Annotated in this window: 18 protein-coding genes; 14 read left to right on the top strand and 4 right to left on the bottom strand. The window is 68.1% G+C overall.

The features are described 5' to 3' along the window. Positions 1 to 22: 22 nt before the first annotated feature. The 5 genes from E6U81_RS09525 to E6U81_RS09550 all read left to right on the top strand — a co-directional run bounded on the left by E6U81_RS09525 (position 23) and on the right by E6U81_RS09550 (position 10,263). Positions 23 to 928, top strand: coding sequence for a hypothetical protein (locus tag E6U81_RS09525; RefSeq protein ID WP_136229667.1), 906 nt, complete (start codon positions 23 to 25; stop codon positions 926 to 928). A gap of 258 nt (positions 929 to 1,186) precedes the next feature. Next, complete coding sequence (rplJ, locus tag E6U81_RS09530; RefSeq protein WP_030653597.1) at positions 1,187 to 1,717, top strand: 50S ribosomal protein L10; 531 nt, start codon at positions 1,187 to 1,189, stop codon at positions 1,715 to 1,717. 111 nt (positions 1,718 to 1,828) lie between these two features. Beyond that, positions 1,829 to 2,212 carry a 50S ribosomal protein L7/L12 gene (rplL, locus tag E6U81_RS09535; protein ID WP_030154668.1) on the top strand — a complete coding sequence of 128 codons (384 nt, stop codon included), beginning with the start codon at positions 1,829 to 1,831 and terminating at the stop codon, positions 2,210 to 2,212. Positions 2,213 to 2,779: 567 nt separating this feature from the next. Next, on the top strand, positions 2,780 to 6,262 hold the full coding sequence (gene rpoB, locus E6U81_RS09545; RefSeq protein WP_136229668.1) for a DNA-directed RNA polymerase subunit beta: 3,483 nt from the start codon (positions 2,780 to 2,782) through the stop codon (positions 6,260 to 6,262). Positions 6,263 to 6,363: 101 nt separating this feature from the next. Beyond that, positions 6,364 to 10,263 carry a DNA-directed RNA polymerase subunit beta' gene (locus tag E6U81_RS09550; protein ID WP_030653599.1) on the top strand — a complete coding sequence of 1,300 codons (3,900 nt, stop codon included), beginning with the start codon at positions 6,364 to 6,366 and terminating at the stop codon, positions 10,261 to 10,263. A 78-nt stretch (positions 10,264 to 10,341) separates the two neighbouring features. Here the strand turns inward: E6U81_RS09550 and E6U81_RS39735 are convergent, their stop codons facing one another. Together E6U81_RS39735 and E6U81_RS09555 are read right to left on the bottom strand one after the other, a co-directional pair. Continuing rightward, a complete protein-coding gene (locus E6U81_RS39735) occupies positions 10,342 to 10,515 on the bottom strand; it encodes a hypothetical protein (protein WP_168714594.1) in 174 nt (57 codons plus the stop codon). A 346-nt stretch (positions 10,516 to 10,861) separates the two neighbouring features. Continuing rightward, positions 10,862 to 13,351, bottom strand: a complete 2,490-nt coding sequence (locus tag E6U81_RS09555) for a YfhO family protein (RefSeq protein WP_240803735.1) — start codon at positions 13,349 to 13,351, stop codon at positions 10,862 to 10,864. A gap of 369 nt (positions 13,352 to 13,720) precedes the next feature. Here E6U81_RS09555 and rpsL point away from each other — a divergent pair, with 369 nt between their 5' ends. From rpsL to tuf, 4 genes are all read left to right on the top strand, one after another. Further along, entirely contained in the window at positions 13,721 to 14,092 is a 372-nt protein-coding gene (gene rpsL, locus E6U81_RS09560; protein ID WP_007265893.1) for a 30S ribosomal protein S12, read from the top strand. Positions 14,093 to 14,094: 2 nt separating this feature from the next. After that, entirely contained in the window at positions 14,095 to 14,565 is a 471-nt protein-coding gene (gene rpsG / locus E6U81_RS09565; protein WP_007265894.1) for a 30S ribosomal protein S7, read from the top strand. 39 nt (positions 14,566 to 14,604) lie between these two features. Then, on the top strand, positions 14,605 to 16,737 hold the full coding sequence (gene fusA, locus E6U81_RS09570) for an elongation factor G (RefSeq protein WP_136229670.1): 2,133 nt from the start codon (positions 14,605 to 14,607) through the stop codon (positions 16,735 to 16,737). A 146-nt stretch (positions 16,738 to 16,883) separates the two neighbouring features. Then, positions 16,884 to 18,077, top strand: coding sequence for an elongation factor Tu (tuf, locus tag E6U81_RS09575; protein ID WP_136229671.1), 1,194 nt, complete (start codon positions 16,884 to 16,886; stop codon positions 18,075 to 18,077). Positions 18,078 to 18,283: 206 nt separating this feature from the next. On the opposite strand, the gene rfbC is transcribed toward tuf, so the two are convergent. Together rfbC and rfbA are read right to left on the bottom strand one after the other, a co-directional pair. Then, positions 18,284 to 18,883: a dTDP-4-dehydrorhamnose 3,5-epimerase gene (gene rfbC / locus E6U81_RS09580; RefSeq protein ID WP_136229672.1), complete on the bottom strand. Its 600-nt coding sequence runs from the start codon at positions 18,881 to 18,883 to the stop codon at positions 18,284 to 18,286. Beyond that, positions 18,880 to 19,755 carry a glucose-1-phosphate thymidylyltransferase RfbA gene (gene rfbA / locus E6U81_RS09585; protein ID WP_030026474.1) on the bottom strand — a complete coding sequence of 292 codons (876 nt, stop codon included), beginning with the start codon at positions 19,753 to 19,755 and terminating at the stop codon, positions 18,880 to 18,882. Before rfbA ends, rfbC begins: the two co-directional genes overlap by 4 nt. Positions 19,756 to 19,836: 81 nt before the next feature. Here rfbA and rfbB point away from each other — a divergent pair, with 81 nt between their 5' ends. The 5 genes from rfbB (at position 19,837) to E6U81_RS09610 (ending at position 24,242) form a co-directional block, all read left to right on the top strand. Continuing rightward, complete coding sequence (rfbB, locus tag E6U81_RS09590) at positions 19,837 to 20,814, top strand: dTDP-glucose 4,6-dehydratase (protein WP_136229673.1); 978 nt, start codon at positions 19,837 to 19,839, stop codon at positions 20,812 to 20,814. Positions 20,815 to 20,861: 47 nt separating this feature from the next. Continuing rightward, the gene (gene rfbD / locus E6U81_RS09595; RefSeq protein WP_136229884.1) at positions 20,862 to 21,734 is read left to right on the top strand and encodes a dTDP-4-dehydrorhamnose reductase; all 873 of its coding nucleotides are present in this window, start codon (positions 20,862 to 20,864) and stop codon (positions 21,732 to 21,734) included. Next, the gene (locus E6U81_RS09600) at positions 21,731 to 23,065 is read left to right on the top strand and encodes a hypothetical protein (RefSeq protein ID WP_206309888.1); all 1,335 of its coding nucleotides are present in this window, start codon (positions 21,731 to 21,733) and stop codon (positions 23,063 to 23,065) included. The genes rfbD and E6U81_RS09600 overlap by 4 nt, the downstream gene beginning before the upstream one ends. Before the next feature lie 68 nt (positions 23,066 to 23,133). Then, positions 23,134 to 23,823, top strand: a complete 690-nt coding sequence (locus tag E6U81_RS09605) for a glycosyltransferase family 2 protein (protein WP_030842670.1) — start codon at positions 23,134 to 23,136, stop codon at positions 23,821 to 23,823. Then, the gene (locus E6U81_RS09610) at positions 23,820 to 24,242 is read left to right on the top strand and encodes a DUF2304 domain-containing protein (protein WP_136229674.1); all 423 of its coding nucleotides are present in this window, start codon (positions 23,820 to 23,822) and stop codon (positions 24,240 to 24,242) included. Before E6U81_RS09605 ends, E6U81_RS09610 begins: the two co-directional genes overlap by 4 nt. Positions 24,243 to 24,247: the final 5 nt, after the last annotated feature.

Here is a 24,247-nt window from a genome sequence, read left to right on the forward strand (position 1 = left end):
ATCATTCATGGGGGAGAAGCAGATGAACAGCGCTGTCCGGACCCGGGCCGGCGTGGCGATGGCCGGTACCGCACTTCTGGTGGGCGGCCTCACGGCCTGCGGCGGGGCCGACGGGGGCAAGGGGGCCGACGCGAAGGCGCACAACCCCGTGGAGGCCGTGAAGGCGTCCTACCTGAAGACGGTGGCCGCCAGGTTCGCCAAGGCGGACGTGGCCACCACCGGGACCGACGGCAGGACCGTCCGCGAGTCCGGTACGAAGGGCTGGTATCCGGCCGCCCACGACGTGATGCTCAAGGACAGGGGTGAGGGCAAGCCCGACACCCGCTCGATCATGATGGGCGACACCATCTACAGCCAGCTGGCCAAGCCCCTCAAGGGCAAGGCCTGGATGCAGATGGACCTGTCCCAGGACGGCAAGCCGGGGGTCCGGCTGAACCAGGATCCGGCCGAGTACCTCGCGATCCTGCTCGGCCAGGAGAAGCTCGCGCACGTCGGGGCGGAGAAGACCGACGGCGTCGACGCCCAGCACTACAAGGGCAGCTTCACCAACGCGGACCTGCTCATGGCGGACGAGTCCACCAGGGCCATGGAGGAGAAGAACCGCCAGTACCTCCACGAGGCCGTGAAGCACATCACCGCCTTCGAGGTGGACCTCTGGATCGGAGCGGACGGCTACCCGGTCCGCGTCGACAGCTCCAGCACGGACGGCAAGGGCACGTCGAAGACCACGGCGAAGTTCTCCGACTTCGGCAAGGCCGCCGCCGTCCAGCCCCCGCCGGCCGACCAGGTCGTCACCTTCGACGCCGTGATGAACGGCGTCGATGCCGACCTCGAACAGGTCGACAAGGACCTCGCACAGGCCGACAAGGACCTGGAGGAGGCCGACAAGACGCTGCGGGACGCCGGGCTGCCCGGCCTTCGCCAGTGACCGGCCGCTGACCGATTTGCCTCGACCGGAACCCTTCACGTAGTCTTCCCCGGAAGCCAAAGACCGCTGGTCGTTGCCGTGCTCGCAAGGGTGCGGTGGCCGAAGGATCCGCTGGATGCGGACGACCCGCGCAGGTGACTGTGGAAGGTTCCCGGAATTCGTTCCGGTTGAGCCACGCCCTGGCGCCTGCGCCGGGGCGTTTCGTCTTTCCAGCCCCTTCTGAGCGGTCCTCATCACCCGGAAGGAGGCGAACGCACCATGCCGACGCCCAACAAGGCTGCATCGGTGGCCGAGCTCAAGGACGCGTTCCAGAGCTCCAACGCCGCCGTGCTGACCGAGTACCGGGGTCTCACCGTCGCGCAGCTCAAGACGCTGCGTCGCTCCCTTGGTGAGAACGCCCAGTACGCCGTGGTGAAGAACACGCTGACCAAGATTGCGGCCAACCAGGCCGGGATCACCGCGCTGGACGAGCACTTCGCTGGTCCGACCGCGGTCGCCTTCATCACCGGTGACCCGGTGGAGTCGGCGAAGAGCCTGCGTGACTTCGCCAAGGACAACCCCAACCTGATCATCAAGGCGGGTGTCCTTGATGGTAAGGCGCTCTCCGCCGATGACATCAAGAAGCTTGCGGACCTCGAGTCCCGCGAGGTTCTGCTCAGCAAGCTGGCCGGCGCGTTCAAGGGCAAGCAGTCCCAGGCTGCCTCGCTCTTCCAGGCGCTGCCGTCGAAGTTCGTCCGCACCGCGGAAGCGCTTCGCGTCAAGCTCGCCGAGCAGGGCGGTGCCGAGTAATTCGGCTCGCGCATTGATCCGCGCCGCCTAGTGCGCGGGTCGTAGCGGGCCGTTACGCCCGCCTCTATAGACACATCGGCACCTGCCGAATTAGTGGAAGGATCGCCCATCATGGCGAAGCTCTCTCAGGACGACCTCCTCGCCCAGTTCGAGGAGATGACCCTCATCGAGCTCTCCGAGTTCGTGAAGGCCTTCGAGGAGAAGTTCGACGTCACCGCCGCCGCGGCCGTCGCCGTTGCCGGCCCGGCCGGCCCGGGTGCCGTTGCCGAGGCCGAGGAGGAGAAGGACGAGTTCGACGTCATCCTCACCGGTGCGGGCGACAAGAAGATCCAGGTCATCAAGGTCGTGCGTGAGCTGACCTCCCTGGGTCTGAAGGAGGCCAAGGACCTCGTGGACGGCGCCCCGAAGCCGGTCCTCGAGAAGGTCGCCAAGGACGCCGCCGAGAAGGCCGCCGAGGCCCTCAAGGGCGCCGGTGCGGCCGTCGAGGTCAAGTAACACCTCTGAGGCCTTCCTGAGGCCTCAGCCGAGGGCGATCACCCGTAAGGGTGGTCGCCCTTTGGCGTATTCGCAGTGCCTGACTTGCCCTGGTCTCGTTGGGGAGTAGGGTGATCATCGTTGCCCCGACGCAGGGTCCGGAGATGATCCGCTCGGAGCAGGGGGCCTTGACGAACGGGTCGCGGCGCGCAATTCTCAGACCCGTCGAGAGGTCGGCCGCCTCGATCCGAGATCCGAGGCATGGATCGACTACGAAGAGGGCAGTACTGATACGCGCTCTGTGCACGAGAGCGGCAGCGTTGGACGCAGGGTTTAACGACATGGGGAAGGCCTGTTGCCGGTTTCCGGAAACCTGGTCTGGACATCAGTGAGCCGAGTGGCTACACTGACCCTTTGCGCTGCCTGTTAGCTGTCCCCTGCCCGTCGCCAGGGACATGCCCACGCTTGAGCACACTTGATTGATCCACCCTGACCTGGCCTTTTCGGTTGGATTCGGGGGGCTTGTCTTCTGTGTCTGCTGGGACCGGTACGCGCGTAGTGAGTCCGAGCCCTCGGAAGGACCCCCTCTTGGCCGCCTCGCGCAACGCCTCGACCAATACGAACAACGGTGCCAGCACCGCCCCGCTGCGCATCTCCTTTGCAAAGATCAAGGAGCCCCTCGAGGTTCCGAACCTCCTGGCGCTGCAGACCGAGAGCTTTGACTGGCTTCTCGGCAACGCCGCCTGGAAGTCTCGCGTCGAGTCGGCGCTTGAGAGTGGACAGGACGTCCCCACCAAGTCCGGTCTGGAAGAGATCTTCGAGGAGATCTCGCCGATCGAGGACTTCTCCGGGTCGATGTCGCTGACCTTCCGCGACCACCGTTTCGAGCCGGCGAAGAACTCCGTCGACGAGTGCAAGGAGCGCGACTTCACGTACGCGGCTCCGCTGTTCGTCACTGCCGAGTTCACGAACAACGAGACCGGAGAGATCAAGTCTCAGACGGTCTTCATGGGCGACTTCCCGCTCATGACCAACAAGGGCACCTTCGTCATCAACGGCACCGAGCGTGTCGTCGTGTCGCAGCTTGTCCGCTCCCCCGGTGTCTACTTCGACTCCTCCATCGACAAGACGTCCGACAAGGACATCTTCTCCGCCAAGATCATCCCTTCCCGGGGTGCCTGGCTGGAGATGGAGATCGACAAGCGCGACATGGTCGGCGTCCGCATCGACCGCAAGCGCAAGCAGTCCGTCACCGTCCTCCTGAAGGCTCTCGGCTGGACCACCGAGCAGATCCTCGAGGAGTTCGGCGAGTACGAGTCCATGCGCGCCACCCTGGAGAAGGACCACACCCAGGGTCAGGACGACGCGCTGCTCGACATCTACCGCAAGCTGCGCCCGGGCGAGCCGCCGACCCGTGAGGCCGCTCAGACGCTGCTCGAGAACCTCTACTTCAACCCCAAGCGCTACGACCTCGCCAAGGTCGGCCGCTACAAGGTGAACAAGAAGCTCGGCGCCGACGAGCCGCTCGACGCCGGCGTGCTCACCACCGACGACGTCATCGCCACGATCAAGTACCTGGTCAAGCTGCACGCCGGCGAGACCGAGACGATCGGCGAGTCCGGCCGTTCGATCGTGGTCGAGACCGACGACATCGACCACTTCGGCAACCGTCGTCTGCGCAACGTCGGCGAGCTCATCCAGAACCAGGTCCGCACGGGTCTGGCTCGTATGGAGCGCGTCGTCCGCGAGCGCATGACCACCCAGGACGTCGAGGCGATCACGCCGCAGACCCTGATCAACATCCGGCCGGTCGTCGCCTCCATCAAGGAGTTCTTCGGCACCAGCCAGCTGTCGCAGTTCATGGACCAGAACAACCCGCTCTCGGGCCTGACCCACAAGCGCCGCCTGTCGGCGCTGGGCCCCGGCGGTCTGTCCCGTGAGCGGGCCGGCTTCGAGGTCCGAGACGTCCACCCGTCGCACTACGGCCGCATGTGCCCGATCGAGACCCCCGAAGGCCCGAACATCGGTCTGATCGGCTCGCTCGCGTCCTACGGCCGCGTCAACGCGTTCGGTTTCGTCGAGACCCCGTACCGCAAGGTCATCGACGGCGTCGTCACCGACGAGGTCGACTACCTGACGGCCGACGAGGAAGACCGCTTCGTCATCGCGCAGGCCAACGCGGCCCTGTCCGAGGACATGCGCTTCACCGAGAACCGCGTCCTGGTCCGCCGTCGTGGCGGCGAGATCGACTACATCGCCGGCGGCGACGTCGACTACATGGACGTCTCCCCGCGCCAGATGGTGTCCGTCGCGACCGCGATGATCCCCTTCCTGGAGCACGACGACGCCAACCGTGCCCTCATGGGCGCGAACATGATGCGCCAGGCCGTTCCGCTCATCAAGGCGGAGGCCCCGCTCGTCGGCACCGGCATGGAGTACCGCTGTGCGGTCGACGCCGGTGACTCGATCCGTGCGGAGAAGGACGGTGTCGTCCAGGAGGTCTCGGCCGACTACATCACCGTCGCCAACGACGACGGCACGTACACCACGTACCGCGTCGCCAAGTTCTCCCGCTCGAACCAGGGCACCTCGGTCAACCAGAAGGTCATCGTCAACGAGGGCGACCGGATCATCGAGTCCCAGGTCCTCGCCGACGGACCGGCGACCGAAGAGGGCGAGATGGCCCTCGGCAAGAACCTGCTCGTCGCGTTCATGCCGTGGGAAGGCCACAACTACGAGGACGCGATCATCCTGTCGCAGCGCCTCGTGCAGGACGACGTCCTCTCCTCGATCCACATCGAGGAGCACGAGGTCGACGCCCGTGACACCAAGCTCGGCCCCGAGGAGATCACCCGGGACATCCCGAACGTCTCCGAGGAGGTCCTCGCGGACCTTGACGAGCGCGGCATCATCCGCATCGGTGCGGACGTCGTCGCCGGCGACATCCTGGTCGGCAAGGTCACGCCCAAGGGCGAGACCGAGCTGACCCCGGAGGAGCGTCTGCTCCGCGCGATCTTCGGTGAGAAGGCCCGCGAGGTGCGTGACACCTCGCTCAAGGTCCCCCACGGTGAGATCGGCAAGGTCATCGGCGTCCGCGTCTTCGACCGCGAGGAGGGCGACGAGCTTCCCCCGGGCGTGAACCAGCTGGTCCGCGTCTACGTCGCCCAGAAGCGCAAGATCACCGACGGTGACAAGCTCGCCGGCCGTCACGGCAACAAGGGTGTCATCTCCAAGATCCTCCCGATCGAGGACATGCCGTTCCTTGAGGACGGCACCCCGGTCGACATCATCCTGAACCCGCTGGGTGTCCCGTCCCGAATGAACCCGGGACAGGTCCTGGAGATCCACCTCGGCTGGCTCGCCAGCCGCGGCTGGGACGTCTCCGGTCTGGGTGAGGAGTGGGCCGAGCGACTGAAGGCCATCGGCGCCGACCGCGTCGAGCCCGGCACCAACGTCGCCACCCCCGTGTTCGACGGCGCCCGCGAGGACGAGCTCGCCGGCCTGTTCGAGCACACCATCCCGAACCGCGACGGTGACCGCCTGGTCCTCCCGTCCGGCAAGGCGCGCCTGTTCGACGGCCGCTCCGGTGAGCCGTTCCCGGACCCGATCTCGATCGGGTACATGTACATCCTCAAGCTCCACCACCTGGTCGACGACAAGCTCCACGCCCGTTCGACCGGTCCGTACTCGATGATCACGCAGCAGCCGCTGGGTGGTAAGGCACAGTTCGGTGGCCAGCGATTCGGTGAGATGGAGGTGTGGGCGCTCGAGGCGTACGGCGCCGCCTACGCCCTCCAGGAGCTGCTGACCATCAAGTCCGACGACGTCACCGGCCGCGTGAAGGTCTACGAGGCCATCGTCAAGGGCGAGAACATCCCCGAGCCGGGCATTCCCGAGTCCTTCAAGGTGCTCATCAAGGAAATGCAGTCGCTCTGCCTCAACGTGGAGGTGCTGTCCTCGGACGGCATGTCCATCGAGATGCGCGACACCGACGAGGACGTCTTCCGCGCGGCGGAGGAGCTCGGTATCGACCTGTCCCGGCGCGAGCCGAGCAGCGTCGAAGAGGTCTGACGGGCCTGACGGGGGGCTCACGAACAGAGCCCCCCGTCATCCCCGGGACCGTTCAGACCACTGATCAAGAGACACGACCCCGAAAGAGGGATTGACGCACAGTGCTCGACGTCAACTTCTTCGACGAGCTGCGGATCGGCCTTGCCACCGCGGACGACATCCGAACCTGGTCGCACGGCGAGGTCAAGAAGCCGGAGACCATCAACTACCGCACCCTGAAGCCCGAGAAGGACGGACTCTTCTGCGAGAAGATCTTCGGTCCGACCCGGGACTGGGAGTGCTACTGCGGCAAGTACAAGCGTGTCCGCTTCAAGGGCATCATCTGTGAGCGCTGTGGCGTCGAGGTCACGCGTGCCAAGGTGCGCCGTGAGCGGATGGGCCACATCGAGCTTGCCGCTCCCGTTACCCACATCTGGTACTTCAAGGGCGTCCCGTCGCGCCTGGGCTACCTGCTGGACCTCGCGCCGAAGGACCTCGAGAAGGTCATCTACTTCGCCGCGTACATGATCACGTTTGTCGACGACGAGCGCCGTCAGCGCGACCTGCCGTCGCTGGAGGCCCACGTCTCCGTCGAGCGCCAGCAGATCGAGAACCGCCGCGACGCCGACCTCGAAGGCCGTGCCAAGAAGCTCGAGTCCGACCTGGCCGAGCTCGAGGCCGAGGGTGCGAAGGCCGACGTGCGCCGCAAGGTGCGCGAGGGTGCCGAGCGCGAGATGAAGCAGCTCCGTGACCGCGCCCAGCGCGAGATCGACCGCCTCGACGAGGTGTGGGCCCGCTTCAAGAACCTCAAGGTCCAGGACCTCGAGGGCGACGAGCTGCTCTACCGCGAGCTGCGTGACCGCTTCGGCACGTACTTCGACGGCTGCATGGGCGCCGCCGCGCTGCAGAAGCGTCTCGAGTCCTTCGACCTGGAGGAGGAGGCCGAGCGCCTCCGCGAGATCATCCGTACCGGCAAGGGCCAGAAGAAGACCCGTGCGCTCAAGCGCCTCAAGGTCGTCTCCGCGTTCCTGCAGACCAGCAACAAGCCCAAGGGCATGGTTCTGGACTGCGTCCCGGTCATCCCGCCGGACCTGCGTCCGATGGTGCAGCTGGACGGTGGCCGCTTCGCGACCTCCGACCTGAACGACCTGTACCGCCGCGTGATCAACCGCAACAACCGCCTGAAGCGCCTTCTCGACCTCGGTGCCCCCGAGATCATCGTGAACAACGAGAAGCGCATGCTCCAGGAGGCCGTGGACGCCCTCTTCGACAACGGTCGTCGTGGTCGTCCGGTGACCGGTCCCGGCAACCGTCCCCTGAAGTCCCTCAGCGACATGCTGAAGGGCAAGCAGGGTCGATTCCGTCAGAACCTTCTCGGCAAGCGTGTGGACTACTCCGCGCGTTCCGTGATCGTCGTCGGTCCGCAGCTGAAGCTGCACCAGTGCGGTCTGCCCAAGGCCATGGCGCTGGAGCTCTTCAAGCCGTTCGTGATGAAGCGCCTGGTCGACCTGAACCACGCGCAGAACATCAAGAGCGCCAAGCGGATGGTCGAGCGCGGCCGCACGGTCGTCTACGACGTCCTCGAAGAGGTCATCGCCGAGCACCCGGTTCTGCTGAACCGTGCGCCCACGCTGCACCGCCTCGGCATCCAGGCCTTCGAGCCCCAGCTGGTCGAAGGCAAGGCCATCCAGATCCACCCGCTCGTCTGCACCGCCTTCAACGCGGACTTCGACGGTGACCAGATGGCCGTGCACCTGCCGCTCTCCGCGGAGGCGCAGGCCGAGGCCCGCATCCTGATGCTGTCCTCGAACAACATCCTCAAGCCGGCCGACGGCCGTCCGGTCACGATGCCGACGCAGGACATGGTCCTGGGTCTGTTCTTCCTGACCACCGACGGTGAGCTCCGTGACACCAAGGGCGAGGGCCGCGCGTTCGGCTCCACGGCCGAGGCGACCATGGCGTTCGACGCCGGCGAGCTCGCGCTGCAGTCGTCCGTCGACATCCGCTTCCCGGTGGGCACCATCCCGCCGCGCGGCTGGGTGCCGCCGGTCGCCGAAGAGGGCGAGCAGGAGTTCCAGCCGGGCGACAGCTTCCGTCTTCGCACCACCCTGGGCCGCGCGCTCTTCAACGAGCTGCTGCCCGAGGACTACCCGTTCGTCGACTACTCGGTGGGCAAGAAGCAGCTCTCCGAGATCGTCAACGACCTGGCGGAGCGCTACCCCAAGGTCATCGTGGCGGCGACGCTCGACAACCTGAAGGCGGCCGGCTTCCACTGGGCGACCCGTTCGGGCGTCACCGTGGCCATCTCCGACGTCGTCGTGCCCGAGGCCAAGAAGGCCATCGTCGCGGGCTACGAGGCGCAGGACGAGAAGGTCCAGAAGCAGTACGAGCGCGGTCTGATCACCAAGGACGAGCGCACGCAGGAGCTCATCGCGATCTGGACCAAGGCGACCAACGAGGTTGCCGAGGCGATGAACGCGAACTTCCCCAAGACGAACCCCATCTTCATGATGGTTGACTCGGGTGCCCGAGGAAACATGATGCAGATGCGACAGATCGCCGGTATGCGTGGTCTGGTGTCGAACGCGAAGAACGAGACCATCCCGCGTCCGATCAAGGCGTCCTTCCGTGAGGGCCTCACCGTTCTGGAGTACTTCATCTCCACGCACGGTGCCCGTAAGGGTCTGGCGGACACCGCCCTGCGTACCGCCGACTCGGGTTACCTGACCCGTCGTCTGGTGGACGTCTCGCAGGACGTCATCATCCGCGAGGAGGACTGCGGCACCGAGCGCGGTCTGAAGCTGAAGATCGCCGTTCGCGGTGAGGACGGCGTGCTGCGCAAGGCCGACGACGTCGAGACCTCGATCTACGCCCGCATGCTGGCCGAGGACGTCGTCATCGACGGCAAGGTCATCGCGCCGGCCAACGTCGACCTCGGTGACGTGCTCATCGACGCCCTGGTCGCCAACGGCGTCGAGGAGGTCAAGACCCGCTCGGTCCTGACCTGCGAGTCCGCGGTCGGCACCTGTGCCTTCTGCTACGGCCGCTCCCTCGCCACCGGCAAGCTGGTCGACATCGGTGAGGCGGTCGGCATCATCGCCGCCCAGTCCATCGGTGAGCCCGGTACCCAGCTGACGATGCGTACCTTCCACACCGGTGGTGTGGCCGGTGACGACATCACGCAGGGTCTGCCGCGTGTCGTCGAGCTCTTCGAGGCCCGTACCCCGAAGGGTGTCGCCCCGATCTCCGAGGCCGCCGGCCGCGTGCGGATCGAGGAGACCGAGAAGACGAAGAAGATCGTCATCACGCCCGACGACGGCAGCGACGAGACGGCGTTCCCGATCTCGAAGCGCGCCAAGGTCATCGTGCACGAGGGCGACCACGTCGAGGTGGGCCAGAAGCTCACCATGGGTGCCACCAACCCGCACGACGTGCTGCGCATCCTCGGTCAGCGTGCCGTCCAGGTCCACCTGGTCGGCGAAGTCCAGAAGGTCTACAACTCGCAGGGCGTGTCGATCCACGACAAGCACATCGAGATCATCATCCGGCAGATGCTGCGCCGCGTGACGATCATCGAGTCCGGCGACGCGGAGCTCCTGCCGGGCGAGCTGGTCGAGCGGTCGAAGTTCGAGACCGAGAACCGTCGCGTGGTCACCGAGGGCGGTCACCCCGCCTCCGGCCGTCCGCAGCTGATGGGTATCACCAAGGCCTCGCTCGCGACCGAGTCGTGGCTGTCGGCGGCGTCCTTCCAGGAGACGACCAGGGTGCTGACGGACGCGGCGATCAACGCCAAGTCCGACTCCCTGATCGGCCTCAAGGAGAACGTCATCATCGGTAAGCTCATCCCGGCCGGTACGGGCCTCGCCCGCTACCGCAACATCCGGGTGGAGCCCACCGAGGAGGCGAAGGCCGCGATGTACTCGGCCGTCGGCTACGACGACATCGACTACTCGCCCTTCGGCACCGGCTCCGGCCAGGCTGTCCCGCTGGAGGACTACGACTACGGCCCGTACAACGGCTGAGTCGGACACGAGCAGTAACCGCAGGGCGGTCACCCGAGAGGGTGGCCGCCCTGCGGCGTTTCCCGCCTGCGCAGGACGTCAGGAGCCGTTGCCGGCACCCCACAGGACGAACCCGTCGGTGCCGCCCACGGGCGCGATGCTCTCGCTGATCGACCCCGTCAGCGTCGGGCGCAGCTTCCAGTCGCCGTCCTCCCACACCGCGGAGGCGGTGAGGGCGCCGTACGTCCCGTCCGCCGTCCGCACCAGGATCATGGCCGTGACCTGGTCCTTCGAGGCGGTCAGGAACCTGAATCCGAGGAGGCTGCCGTCGCTGCCGGGGGCGCCGGTCCTGTCGGTGTCAGGGAGCTTGCCGCGCCTGGCGACGCACTCGTCCCGGCCTGGTCGGCGAGGCGGGCAGGAGGTCCGTCTGGTGCGTCATCCACTTAAGGCGGCGGGGACCAGTGGGCCGCGGCGGTGCCGGAACGGCTGTGCCTTCGTGCCGTCCGTTCACGGACCGTGCTGAGCATGCGATCTTCGGTTGCCGCCGACATCACGGCAGGGGATATCGAAAGAACGATCGGATGAGTCCGGTTCGCGAACGGGTGCGGGCCGGGACGGATCAGGATCCGGACCTGCGGTGGCGGCGCAGGCGGCGCAGGGCGGGGGGCGCCGCGACGGCGGCCAGGGCCAGGAGGGCCAGGGCGGCGCCGGCCAGGCCGGCCGTGAAGCCCTTCGGGGTGAAGGTGCAGGAGATCTCGGTCGTTCCCGGGGGGAGGTCCACGGCCAGGAGGCCGTGGAAGGGCTTGATCGGGGCCGAGCAGCTCCAGCCGGGGACCGCGGTGGTGGCGACGACCGCCGTGCCCCGCGTGTCCGCGGGGAGGGCGGCACGCAGGGAGTGGCCGCCGACCTCGACCGCGGTGGCGCCGGTGGCCTTCAGCCGGTCGACGGACGCGGCGAGGGCCGCGCGGTCCAGGCAGCCCAGCGGGTGGGCGCCCGCGTCGGCGCCCTGCGTACGGGTCCGCACGGTGACCTCGACCCTGCCGGAGGCCGGGACGGGGCCGAGCGGGGTCACCCCGGTCATCTCGTCCTCCAGCGGCTTCTCGGTCGCGCCAGCGCGGAGGGAGCCGTACAGGGCGGGGGAGTACCAGTAGGCCTCGGAGCCGGGCCGGCACTGGGCCGTGTACGTCTGGACCTCGGCGCCACCTCCGCGGGTGACCTGCGGGACCTCGTAGACGGTGGAGCCCAGGACGGTCTCCTGGCGGGCGTAGACGCTGTCCGCCGGGTTCGGGGAGGCGTACGGGCCGGTGCGGACGGTGACGAGCGGGGGCGCCGGGAACCGCTCGGCCGTCCAGCTGTCCGGTTCGGCGCCCGGGCGGACCCGCGCACCGATCGAGAAGATCGCGTCGAGCACCGGGTTGTCGGCGCCGAAGAAGGTCCGGCCGTCGTTCTTGAAGCCGTACCCGAGGGGTTCCAGCGCCCGGTAGGTGGCCTCCGGGAGGTAGCTGCTGTAGTACTGCGGCCCCTCCGCCCGGAGCGCCAGGGCGTCGTTGTACGCGGTCTGCGGCGCGCCCGAGTCGGTCCGGTAGGCGGGCCAGCCCTGGGCCCCGCGTACGGCGTCGAAGTGCCGGGCGATCGACTGGTTCGAGGTGGGGATCGGCTTGGCCCAGCGCTCGCGCGCCCGGCGGGCGTCGGCGCCGGCCGCGGCCGCGGTGGACTCCGCGAGGACGACGCCGATCATCAGCACAGCGGCGACCGGGACCAGGAAACGGCGCTTCTCGCCGAGCCGCAGCAGGACCAGCGCCAGCAGCGAGACGCCCCCGCCGCCGAGCACCGCCGGCCAGGTCCAGCCGCCGAAGTCGTCGGTGTGGCGCAGTACGAAGGCGGCTGCGACCAGCAGGGCGGCCATCAGGGCCAGGTGCCGCGGGCGCGGCCGGTTGGCCAGCGCCAGCCAGGCCAGCACCACCACCATCCCGCTGAAGACGAAGGTCTCGCGGTACGGGTTGCCGTTCGGCACCGCCAGCCCGTGCCACACGTACTGCGTGGGCGGGAACTGGAAGGAGGCGAGGACCAGCGCGGTGGCCCCCGCCCACACCAGGCGGGTGCGGCGCGCGACGGCGGTGTTGAGCAGGAACGAGCCGGCCAGGATCAGGCCGAGCGAGGCCACGTACAGCCTGGGGCGGCCGCCCCACAGGTGGGTGGCCGGCAGCATGCCCGCGAAGAAGACCTCGATCCGCACGGGGTCGAAGGCGGCGGCCTTGGTGGGCTGCGCGGCGCCGCTCGACAGGAAGGACGGCAGCAGCAGCGGGAGCGTGAGCAGGATCCCGGTCCCGGCGGCCGCCGCGGCCCGCCACAGGGCCAGCAGCCGCTCCCGGGCCGTCGTGTCGCGGGTCGCGAGGCGGATCGCCAGCAGGACGCAGGCCGCCATCGTGGCCATCATCGCCGTGTAGAAGTTCCCGAACCAGGCCAGCGAGACCAGCAGCGCCGCTCCCGGCCAGCGGCGGCCCTCCAGGCACCACTCGACGGCGATGCCGAGCATGGGGAGGGCGACCAGGCCCCAGAGCCACATCGGGATGTACGAGGCGTCGCTGAGCGCCCAGCCGCACAGGCCGTACGTCGCCCCGAGCACGCCCCGCTGCCACCACGGGCCGGCGTGCAGCTTGCCGAGGTACACCGTCATCACGGCGGCGGCGGCGCCCATCGTGACCGGCGTGACCGCGAAGACGGCGAGGTCGACGTGGGCGCGGGGGACGAGGACGGCCAGCCAGGAGAACGGGTTGCCGAGGTAGGTGTGGTAGTCGGACAGGAACTGCTGTCCGAAGCCGCCGCGCCAGGTGAAGAGCAGGTCGCCGGCGGCCTGCCCGTGGACCAGGTCCCACAGCGCCCGGTGGAAGGGCACGTACTGGTTGGCCTGGTCGTTGAGGGCCCGCCCGGTGTTGCCGAAGGGGAACGTGCCGCGCGCCGCCCAGGCCGCGCAGAAGGCGGTCGCGGTCAGGAGGAAGGCCAGCAGGGGGCCGCGCAGGCGGGTGGAGCGGCGGACGGACCGGCGGACCGCCGACGGGCGCTCCGGGGCGGGGGGCCGGGCATCGACTGTGGTCGGCTCGGGTGCCACGGTCCCCAATGTGCTGCTCCCTGCTGATCGACTCGCGGGCGCCCAGCGCCCGGGCAAGCTGTCAGTTTAGGGCGCCGGGGCGGGCCGCCGGGCCGAACGGCCCCCGTCCCGCTTGCGCGCGGCGGGTTTTCGTGCTGGGCATTTGTTTTGACCTACCTCCATGAGGTAGGTACGCTCTGACCTTGTGCCTGGGGTGTGCCCTGGGCTCCCGCGCGCGCTTCAGACCCGCGGTGAGCCGAGAAGACCACACTGCGATCCGCGCCTCTCTCCACCTCGGTGGAAGTGTGCAGGATCCGACACACCCGACCGCGTGGGTCGGCAAAGTTCCAGGTTAGCTTCACTACACGGCACACAGAAACCGGAGAAGTAGTGCCTACGATCCAGCAGCTGGTCCGTAAGGGCCGGCAGGACAAGGTCGAGAAGACAAAGACTCCCGCGCTCGAGGCCTCGCCCCAGCGTCGCGGCGTCTGCACGCGTGTGTTCACGACCACCCCGAAGAAGCCGAACTCGGCGCTCCGTAAGGTCGCGCGTGTGCGTCTGACCTCCGGCATCGAGGTCACCGCTTACATTCCGGGTGAGGGACACAACCTGCAGGAGCACTCGATCGTGCTCGTGCGTGGTGGCCGTGTGAAGGACCTGCCGGGTGTTCGTTACAAGATCATCCGCGGTGCGCTTGACACCCAGGCTGTCAAGAACCGCAAGCAGGCCCGCAGCCGCTACGGCGCCAAGAAGGAGAAGTAAGAATGCCTCGTAAGGGCCCCGCCCCGAAGCGCCCGGTCATCATCGACCCGGTCTACGCATCTCCTCTGGTGACGTCGCTCATCAACAAGATCCTCCTGAACGGCAAGCGCTCCACCGCCGAGCGCATCGTCTACGGCGCCATGGAAGGCCTCCGCGAGAAGACCGGCAACGACCCGGTCATCACGCTGAAGCGCGCGCTGGAGAACGTCAAGCCGTCCCTCGAGGTCAAGTCCCGCCGTGTCGGTGGCGCGACCTACCAGGTCCCCGTCGAGGTCAAGCCGGGTCGCCAGTCGACCCTGGCCCTCCGCTGGCTCGTGGGCTACTCCCGCGCCCGTCGTGAGAAGACCATGACCGAGCGCCTCATGAACGAGCTGCTCGACGCCTCCAACGGTCTTGGCGCTGCCGTCAAGAAGCGCGAGGACACGCACAAGATGGCCGAGTCCAACAAGGCCTTCGCGCACTACCGCTGGTAGTCCCACCCCACATCGAGACCGAGAGAAGACCGAAGCCTTATGGCTACCACTTCGCTTGACCTGGCCAAGGTCCGCAACATCGGGATCATGGCCCACATCGACGCGGGCAAGACGACCACCACCGAGCGCATCCTGTTCTACACCGGTGTGTCGTACAAGATCGGTGAGGTCCACGACGGCGCCGCCACGATGGACTGGATGGAGCAGGAGCAGGAGCGTGGTATCACCATCACGTCTGCCGCGACGACCTGCCACTGGCCGCTCGAAGATGTTGACCACACCATCAACATCATCGACACCCCGGGTCACGTCGACTTCACCGTCGAGGTGGAGCGTTCGCTCCGCGTCCTCGACGGTGCCGTCACCGTCTTCGACGGTGTGGCCGGCGTAGAGCCGCAGTCCGAGACCGTTTGGCGTCAGGCGGACCGCTACGGCGTGCCGCGCATCTGCTTCGTCAACAAGCTCGACCGCACCGGCGCCGAGTTCCACCGCTGTGTCGACATGATCAAGGACCGCCTCGGTGCGGTTCCGATCGTCATGCAGCTCCCCATCGGTGCCGAGGCCGACTTCCAGGGTGTCGTCGACCTCGTCACGATGAAGGCGTTCGTCTGGTCCGCCGAGGCGACCAAGGGCGAGATGTACGACATCGTCGACATCCCGGCCACGCACACCGAGGCCGCTGAAGAGTGGCGCGGCAAGCTGGTCGAGACCGTCGCCGAGAACGACGACGAGATCATGGAGCTGTTCCTGGAGGGCAACGAGCCCACCGTCGAGCAGCTGCACGCCGCCGTCCGCCGGATCATCCTGAACTCCGGCAAGGGCAAGGGCGAGCCCACGATCACCGCGGTGTTCTGTGGCACGGCGTTCAAGAACAAGGGCGTTCAGCCCCTGCTCGACGCCGTCGTCCGCTACCTGCCGTCGCCGCTGGACATCGAGGCCATCGAGGGCCACGACGTCCGCGACGCCGAGGTGGTCGTGAAGCGCAAGCCGTCCGACGAGGAGCCCCTCGCCGCGCTCGCGTTCAAGATCATGAGCGACCCGCACCTCGGCAAGCTCACCTTCGTCCGGGTTTACTCGGGCCGCCTGGAGGCCGGCACTGCGGTGCTGAACTCCGTCAAGGGCAAGAAGGAGCGCATCGGCAAGATCTACCGCATGCACGCCAACAAGCGTGAAGAGATCGACGCGGTGGGCGCCGGCGACATCGTCGCCGTCATGGGCCTGAAGCAGACCACCACCGGTGAGACGCTGTGTGACGACAAGCAGCCCGTGATCCTGGAGTCCATGGACTTCCCGGCTCCGGTCATCCAGGTCGCCATCGAGCCCAAGTCCAAGGGTGACCAGGAGAAGCTGGGTGTCGCCATCCAGCGTCTCGCGGAGGAGGACCCCTCCTTCCACGTTCACTCGGACGAGGAGACGGGCCAGACCATCCTCGGCGGTATGGGCGAGCTGCACCTCGAGGTGCTGGTCGACCGTATGAAGCGCGAGTTCAAGGTCGAGGCCAACGTCGGCAAGCCGCAGGTCGCGTACCGCGAGACGATCCGCAAGGCCGTCGAGCGTCACGACTACACGCACAAGAAGCAGACCGGTGGTACCGGTCAGTTCGCCAAGGTGCAGATCGCGATCGAGCCCATCACCGAGACCGACGGTCCGGCGTACGAGTTCGTGAACAAGGTCACCGGTGGACGCGTCCCGAAGGAGTACATCCCTTCGGTCGACGCCGGTGCGCAGGAAGCCATGCAGTTCGGCATCCTGGCCGGCTACGAGATGACTGGCGTTCGCGTCACGCTTCTCGACGGTGGCTACCACGAGGTCGACTCCTCGGAGCTCGCCTTCAAGATCGCCGGTTCGCAGGCCTTCAAGGAGGCCGCGCGCAAGGCTTCTCCCGTGCTCCTTGAGCCGATGATGGCCGTCGAGGTCACCACGCCCGAGGACTACATGGGTGACGTCATCGGTGACATCAACTCCCGCCGTGGCCAGATCCAGGCCATGGAGGAGCGTCACGGTGCTCGCGTCGTGAAGGGCCTCGTGCCCCTTTCGGAGATGTTCGGCTACGTCGGAGACCTCCGCAGCAAGACCTCGGGTCGCGCCAGCTACTCGATGCAGTTCGACTCCTACGCCGAGGTTCCCCGGAACGTCGCCGAGGAGATCATCGCGAAGGCCAAGGGCGAGTAACTCTTCCGAGTACACGCTTTAGGCTTGTCACCGGAACCTCTGGGGCAACAGGAGTCACACTCCGTTGCCCCGGGGGCCGGCTTTCCAGCAAAGATCACCTGGCGCCGATCTGTAAGGCGTACAGAACCACTCTCCAGGAGGACCCCGTGGCGAAGGCGAAGTTCGAGCGGACTAAGCCGCACGTCAACATCGGCACCATCGGTCACATTGACCACGGTAAGACGACCCTCACGGCCGCCATTACCAAGGTGCTGCACGACGCGTACCCGGACCTGAACGAGGCCTCGGCCTTCGACCAGATCGACAAGGCTCCTGAGGAGCGCCAGCGCGGTATCACCATCTCGATCGCGCACGTCGAGTACCAGACCGAGGCGCGTCACTACGCCCACGTCGACTGCCCGGGTCACGCCGACTACATCAAGAACATGATCACCGGTGCCGCGCAGATGGACGGCGCGATCCTCGTGGTCGCCGCCACCGACGGCCCGATGCCGCAGACCAAGGAGCACGTGCTCCTGGCCCGCCAGGTCGGCGTCCCCTACATCGTTGTCGCCCTGAACAAGGCCGACATGGTGGACGACGAGGAGATCCTGGAGCTCGTCGAGCTCGAGGTCCGTGAGCTGCTCTCCGAGTACGAGTTCCCGGGCGACGACCTGCCGGTCGTCCGCGTCTCCGCGCTGAAGGCGCTCGAGGGCGACAAGGAGTGGGGCGAGAAGCTCCTCGGCCTCATGTCCGCCGTCGACGAGGCCATCCCGACCCCGCCGCGTGACACCGAGAAGCCGTTCCTCATGCCCGTCGAGGACGTCTTCACGATCACCGGTCGCGGTACGGTCGTCACCGGCCGTATCGAGCGTGGTGTCCTGAAGGTCAACGAGACCGTCGACATCATCGGTATCAAGGAAGAGAAGACCACCACCACGGTCACCGGTATCGAGATGTTCCGCAAGCTGCTCGACGAGGGCCAGGCCGGTGAGAACGTCGGTCTGCTCCTCCGTGGCATCAAGCGCGAGGACGTCGAGCGCGGCCAGGTCATCATCAAGCCCGGTTCGGTCACCCCGCACACCGAGTTCGAGGCCCAGGCCTACATCCTGTCGAAGGACGAGGGTGGCCGTCACACCCCCTTCTTCAACAACTACCGTCCGCAGTTCTACTTCCGTACCACGGACGTCACGGGTGTCGTCACCCTGCCGGCCGGCACGGAGATGGTCATGCCGGGCGACAACACCGAGATGACGGTCGCGCTGATCCAGCCGGTCGCCATGGAGGAGGGCCTGAAGTTCGCCATCCGTGAGGGTGGTCGTACCGTGGGCGCCGGCCAGGTCACCAAGATCTCGAAGTAATTCGAGTTCTGACCTGGTAGCCCGTTGACCGGGCACCAAGTTGCACCGGAGGGCCCCGGCCCATCGCTTCGGCGGTGGGACGGGGCCCTTCGGCGTTGCCGGTCCGGTCGCCGCGGTGCGCGTGCGCCGCGGCGACCGGACCGGCAACGCCGAAGGGCCGCACCCCGTCGCGGGGTGCGGCCCTTGTGCCGTGCGGGGGCGGTGCGTCAGTTCACGCGCAGGGACTCGGTGAACTCGATGCAGGCCGCGTGGTCGGGCAGCAGCCCGGTCGAGATGGCCTCGGCCAGCGACGGGGCGGCCTCGTCGCGCGCGGACAGCTGCGGGACGTCGGCCGGCCACTCGATGCCCAGGTCCGGGTCGAGCGGGTGCACCGAGTGCTCGCCGGTCGGGTTGTACGTCTCCGAGCAGAGGTACGACAGCGTCGCGTCGTCGCTCAGGGCGCAGAAGCCGTGGCCGAGACCCTCGGGGATGTAGACGGCGCGGCGGTCTACGTCGTCGAGGCGCACGCCCTCCCACTTGCCGAAGGTGGGGGAGCCGACCCGGAGGTCGACGATGACGTCGAGCACGGCGCCGCGCACGCAGGTCACGTACTTGGCCTGGCCGCGCGGCACGTCGGCGAAGTGGATGCCGCGGACTACGCCGGCGGCGGAGACGGAGAGGTTCGCCTGCGCCAGGTTCAGCGGGTGGCCGACGACCTCCGCCAGGCGGTCGAAGCGGTACCACTCGGTGAACAGGCCGCGCGGGTCGCCGTGCAGCTGCGGGGTCACCTCGAAGGCGCCCGCGATGGAGAGCTCGCGGAACTTCACTTGCCCTCCTCCTCGTCGAGCAGGGCCAGGAGGTAGGTGCCGTAACCGCTCTTGGTCAGCGGCTCGGCGAGCGCGCGCAGCTGGGCCGAGTCGATCAGGCCGGCCCGCCAGGCCGCCTCCTCGATGCAGCCGATCTTGAAGCCCTGACGCTCCTCGATCACGCGGACGAACTCGGAGGCCTGGACCATCGAGACGAAGGTGCCGGTGTCGAGCCAGGCGGTACCGCGGTCCAGGATCGTGACGTTGAGCTCGCCGGCCTGGAGGTACGCGTCGTTGACGGCGGTGATCTCCAGCTCGCCGCGGGCGCTGGGCTTGAGGCCCTTGGCTATCTCCACGACCTGGTTGTCGTAGAAGTACAGACCGGGCACCGCGTAGCGGGACTTGGGCTTGACCGGCTTCTCCTCGATGGAGATGGCCTGGCCCTTCTCGTCGAACTCCACGACGCCGTAGGCGGTCGGGTCCGCCACCGGGTACGCGAACACACGGCCGCCCTTGGCGTCGGTGTGCTGAGCGAGGCGGGTGCCGAGGCCGCTGCCGTGGAAGATGTTGTCGCCGAGGATCAGCGCGACGGACTCGTCACCGATGAAGTCGGCGCCGAGCACGAACGCCTGGGCGATGCCCTCCGGGCGCTCCTGGACGGCGTACTCCAGCCGCAGTCCGAACTGCGAACCGTCGCCGAGCAGGCGCTCGAACTGGTCGCGGTCTTCAGGGGTGGTGATGATCAGGATCTCGCTGATGCCCGCCATCACCAGGGTGGAGAGCGGGTAGTAGATCATCGGCTTGTCGAAGACGGGCAGCAGCTGCTTCGAGACGGCCCGAGTCAGCGGCCAGAGTCGCGATCCGGTGCCACCGGCCAAAAGGATTCCACGCATGGGTGAACCCTATGCGAGAGGGCCGGGGCGGTCCGACCGTCCGGCGTGTGACGTTCGGCAGGCGGCTAGACTCTTCGTATTATGCGCATCCTCGTGACCGGCGGCGCCGGCTTCATCGGTTCAGAATTCGTCCGCCAGCAGCTCGGTGCAGACGCCACGGCGCAGATCACCGTCTTCGACAAGCTGACCTACTCGGGCGTCGAGGCCAACCTCGCCCCGGTCGCGGACCACTCCGGATACCGCTTCGTCCAGGGCGACATCTGCGACGCCGAGGCCGTCGACCAGGTGATGGCCGGCCACGACGTGGTCGTGCACTTCGCCGCCGAGTCCCACGTGGACCGGTCGATCGCCGGCGCGGGCCCCTTCGTCATGACGAACGTCGTCGGCACCCAGGTGCTGCTGGACGCCGCCCGCAAGCACGGCGTCGGCCGCTTCGTCCACATCTCCACCGACGAGGTCTACGGCTCGATCACCGAGGGCTCCTGGACCGAGGAGTGGCCGCTGGTGCCCAACTCCCCGTACTCCGCCTCCAAGGCGTCCTCCGACCTGCTGGCGCTGGCCTACGCGCGCACGCACGGCATGGACGTGGTGGTCACCCGCTGCTCCAACAACTACGGGCACTACCAGTTCCCGGAGAAGGTCATCCCGCTGTTCGTCTCGAACCTGATGGACGGCAGGAAGGTCCCGCTGTACGGCAACGGCGGCAACGTCCGCGACTGGCTGCACGTCTCCGACCACTGCCGCGGTATCGACCTGGCCATGCGCAAGGGCCGCGCCGGCGAGGTCTACAACATCGGCGGCGGCACCGAGCTCACCAACAAGGAGCTCACCGGCGTCCTGCTGGAGGCCGCGGGCCTCGGCTGGGACATGGTCGAGCACGTCGAGGACCGCAAGGGCCACGACCTGCGCTACTCCATCGACATCAGCAAGATCGGCGCCGAGCTGGGCTACGCGCCGCAGGTCACCTTCGAGGCCGGCATCAAGGCCACCATCGACTGGTACCGCGAGAACCGCGCCTGGTGGGAGCCGCTGAAGGCGAAGGCGGCCCTGCAGAAGTGAGCACCAACACCTCGGCCGGGCGCTGGCTCGTCACCGGCGCCGGCGGGATGCTCGGCCAGGACGTCCTGGCCGTCCTGGAGCACGCCGGGATCGAGGCCGTGGGCCTGCGCCGCGCCGACCTCGACATCACCGACCCGGCAGCCGTCCGGGCCGCGGTCGAGGGCGCCGCCGTGGTCGTGAACTGCGCCGCCTGGACGGACGTCGACGGCGCCGAGACCGCAGAGGAGGCCGCGACCGCCGTCAACGGCACCGCCGTGCGCGTCCTCGCCGGTGCGTGCGCCGCCGCCCACGTCCGCCTGGTCCACGTCTCCACCGACTACGTGCTGCCCGGCGACGCCTCGGAGCCGTACCGCGAGGACGCCGGGACCGGCCCGGTCAACGCCTACGGGCGTTCCAAGCTGGTCGGCGAGCAGGCCGTCACCGAACTGCTGCCGCAGGACGGCTACGTCGTACGGACCGCCTGGCTGTACGGCGAGCACGGGCCGAACTTCGTCGCCACCATGCTGAAGCTCGCCGCCCAGCGCGACACCCTCGACGTGGTCGACGACCAGCACGGACAGCCCACGTGGTCCTACGCGCTGGCCCGCCACCTGGTCGACCTCGGCCGGGCCGCCCTCAAGGGCGGGGCCACGGGCGGGATCTACCACGGCACCGCGAGCGGCCGGACCACCTGGATGGGACTGGCCCGCGAGACCTACCGGCTGAGCGGTCTGGACCCCGAGCGGATCCGCCCGACCACCTCGGAGGCGTTCGTCCGTCCTGCAGCCCGCCCCGCCTTCAGCGTGCTGGCGCACGACGCGTGGAAGGTGGAGGCAGGACTGGAGCCGCTGCCCGACTGGCGCGAACAGCTGGCCCAGGCGCTGGCCACCCCCGGCTTCGCCGCACTCGCGAAGGCGGCCCGGGACGGCCGCACGGGATGAAAACCCTGCTGAACAAGCTGACCGCGGCGCTGCCGCCGGGCACCGTCGCGGTGGCCGGCGGCACCGTCGTGCTCGGCGCCGCCTCCTACGTCCACCTGGGCGTGGCCGGGCACAGCCTGTCGACGGAAGCCCTGGCGAACGTCTCGGTGCTGTGGACGATCGTCATGTCCATCGGCATCGGCGTCTTCTTCCCCATCGAGCAGGAGCTCACCCGGATCGTGTCCGCCCGGGCGGTCCTCGGCCACGGCGCCGGCCCGGTGCTGCGCCGCGCCACCCTCCTCACCGCCGGGATCCTCGGCGCGACCCTGCTGGTCCTCGTCCTCGCCGCCGGCCCCATAGCCGACCTGCTCTTCCACGGGGACCGAGCCCTGGTGGCCGCGCTCGGCGGCGCCTTCACCGGCATGGCCGTCTGCTACCTCACCCGCGGTGTGCTGGCGGGCCTCGGCCGCTTCGGCGCGTACGGCACCCAGCTCGCCGTCGACGGCGGCCTGCGCATCGTGCTCGCCTTCGGGTGCGCCGCCTTCGGACTGCACTCGGCACTGGCCTTCAGCCTCATCCTGGGCGTCGCGCCCGTCGTCGCGACGCTGGTGACGCTGCCGGCGCTGCTGCGCGCGGTCGGTCCCGGCGAGCCGATCGCCTGGCGGGAGCTGTCGGGCGGCCTCGGCCTGCTCGTCTGCGCGACCCTGCTGTCCCAAGTGGTCGTGAACGCGGCCGTGATGAGCACCAAGCTGCTGGCCCCGTCCGACAGCGCGCTGATCGCCTCGCTGCTGAGCGCCCTGGTCCTCGCGCGGGTGCCGCTCTTCGTCTTCGGCTCGCTGCAGGCCTCGCTGCTCAGCGGTCTGACCGCCGCCTTCACCGCCGGCGACCGCGCGGCCTTCTGGGCGATGCTGCGCCGGATCGCCCTGGTCGTCGGAGCGCTGGGCCTGCTCGGCGGCGTACCCGCCACGGCCCTCGGCCCCTGGCTCATCGAGGTGCTCTTCGGCATCGCGGATCCGGTGCTGGGACACTTCGACTTCTTCCTGCTGTCCGCAGGCACCGTGGCATACATGTTCGCGATGGTCCTGGGACAAGCGCTCATGGTATTCAAGCGGCACAACCTGCAGCTGCTCTGCTGGGCCCTCGGTACCGCGGTCCTGGTGGGCATCACCCTGATCCCGGGCGAGGTGGCCGTGCGCGTGATCGTCGCCTACGCCCTGGGCTCGACCGCCACAGTGGTCGCTATGCTGGCAGCCCTCAGGCTGAGTTTCCCCGGAGCCGCGGCCGCAGCCGGTGAAGCACCCCGGCAGACGGCCGACACCGACGCCCCGGGCGTGGGCGCGGTCGGGAGATGACCATGCCGGCCCAAGACGTCACACCGATCACCGTGCACTCGTACGTGCCACATTCCGCTGGAGCTACCGTGTCCCAATACGACGATGTCTGGCTGGTCATACCGGCCTATAACGAGGGCCAGGTGATCGCCGACGTGGTCGAGGGGGCCCGCAAGACGTTCCCCAACATCGTCGTCGTCGACGACGGCAGCACCGACGACTCGGCCGAGCACATAGCCACCACCGGCGCCCACCTGGTCCGCCACCCGGTCAACCTCGGTCAGGGCGCTGCCCTCCAGACCGGTCTGAAGTACGCGCTCTCCCAGCCCGGTTCCCGCTACTTCGCGACCTTCGACGCCGACGGCCAGCACCAGACCAAGGACGTCGAGACGATGGTCGGCGTGCTGCGGCGGGACGAGGCCGACGTGGTGCTCGGTTCCCGCTTCATCGAGCAGAACGGCCAGGTGCCGTGGATCAAGCAGGTCGTCCTGCGCACGGCCGCCGCCGTCAGCCCCACCGCCCGCAAGCTCAAGCTCACCGACGCGCACAACGGTCTGCGCGTCCTGAGCCGCAAGGCCGCCGAGCAGTTGAACATCACCATGAACGGCATGGCGCACGCGTCCGAGCTCGTCGGTTTCCTCGCGGGCTCCGACCTGCGGGTCACCGAGGTCCCGGTGGACATCCTCTACACCGAATACTCGCGCTCCAAGGGCCAGTCCCTCATCAACGGCGTGAACATCATCTTTGACATTTCGCTGCGGGAGCGTGGGCGTCGATGAAGTACTTCTGGATCCAGCTCGTCCTGATCGTCGGCTCCGTGTCGATGGCCCTGGTCTTCATCCGAACGTGGAGCCAGGCGAAGAACCGGGCGTGGAAGCGCATCGCGTTCTCCCTGTTCGTCATCGTCAACGTGTACGCAGTGCTCCGCCCGACGGACGTGACCTGGCTGGCCCACCAGCTCGGCGTCGGCCGCGGTACCGACCTGGTGCTGTACGTGATGGTCCTCGGGATGGGCTTCCTCACGCTCAACACTTTCCTGCGGTTCCGCTCGCTGGAGAAGAAGATCACCGACCTCGCCCGGACGGTGGCCATCAACGAGGGCATGCGGCACAACGACGAGCGTCTGGGTGCCGAGCCCGTCGCCGGCGGCGACGCCCATGCCGAGGCGGACGCCGACTCCGACTCCGTGAAGGCCTGACGCCG

It is taken from the genome of Streptomyces sp. A0592 (assembly GCF_004795115.1).
GTDB classification, from domain to species: Bacteria; Actinomycetota; Actinomycetes; order Streptomycetales; family Streptomycetaceae; genus Streptomyces; species Streptomyces erythrochromogenes.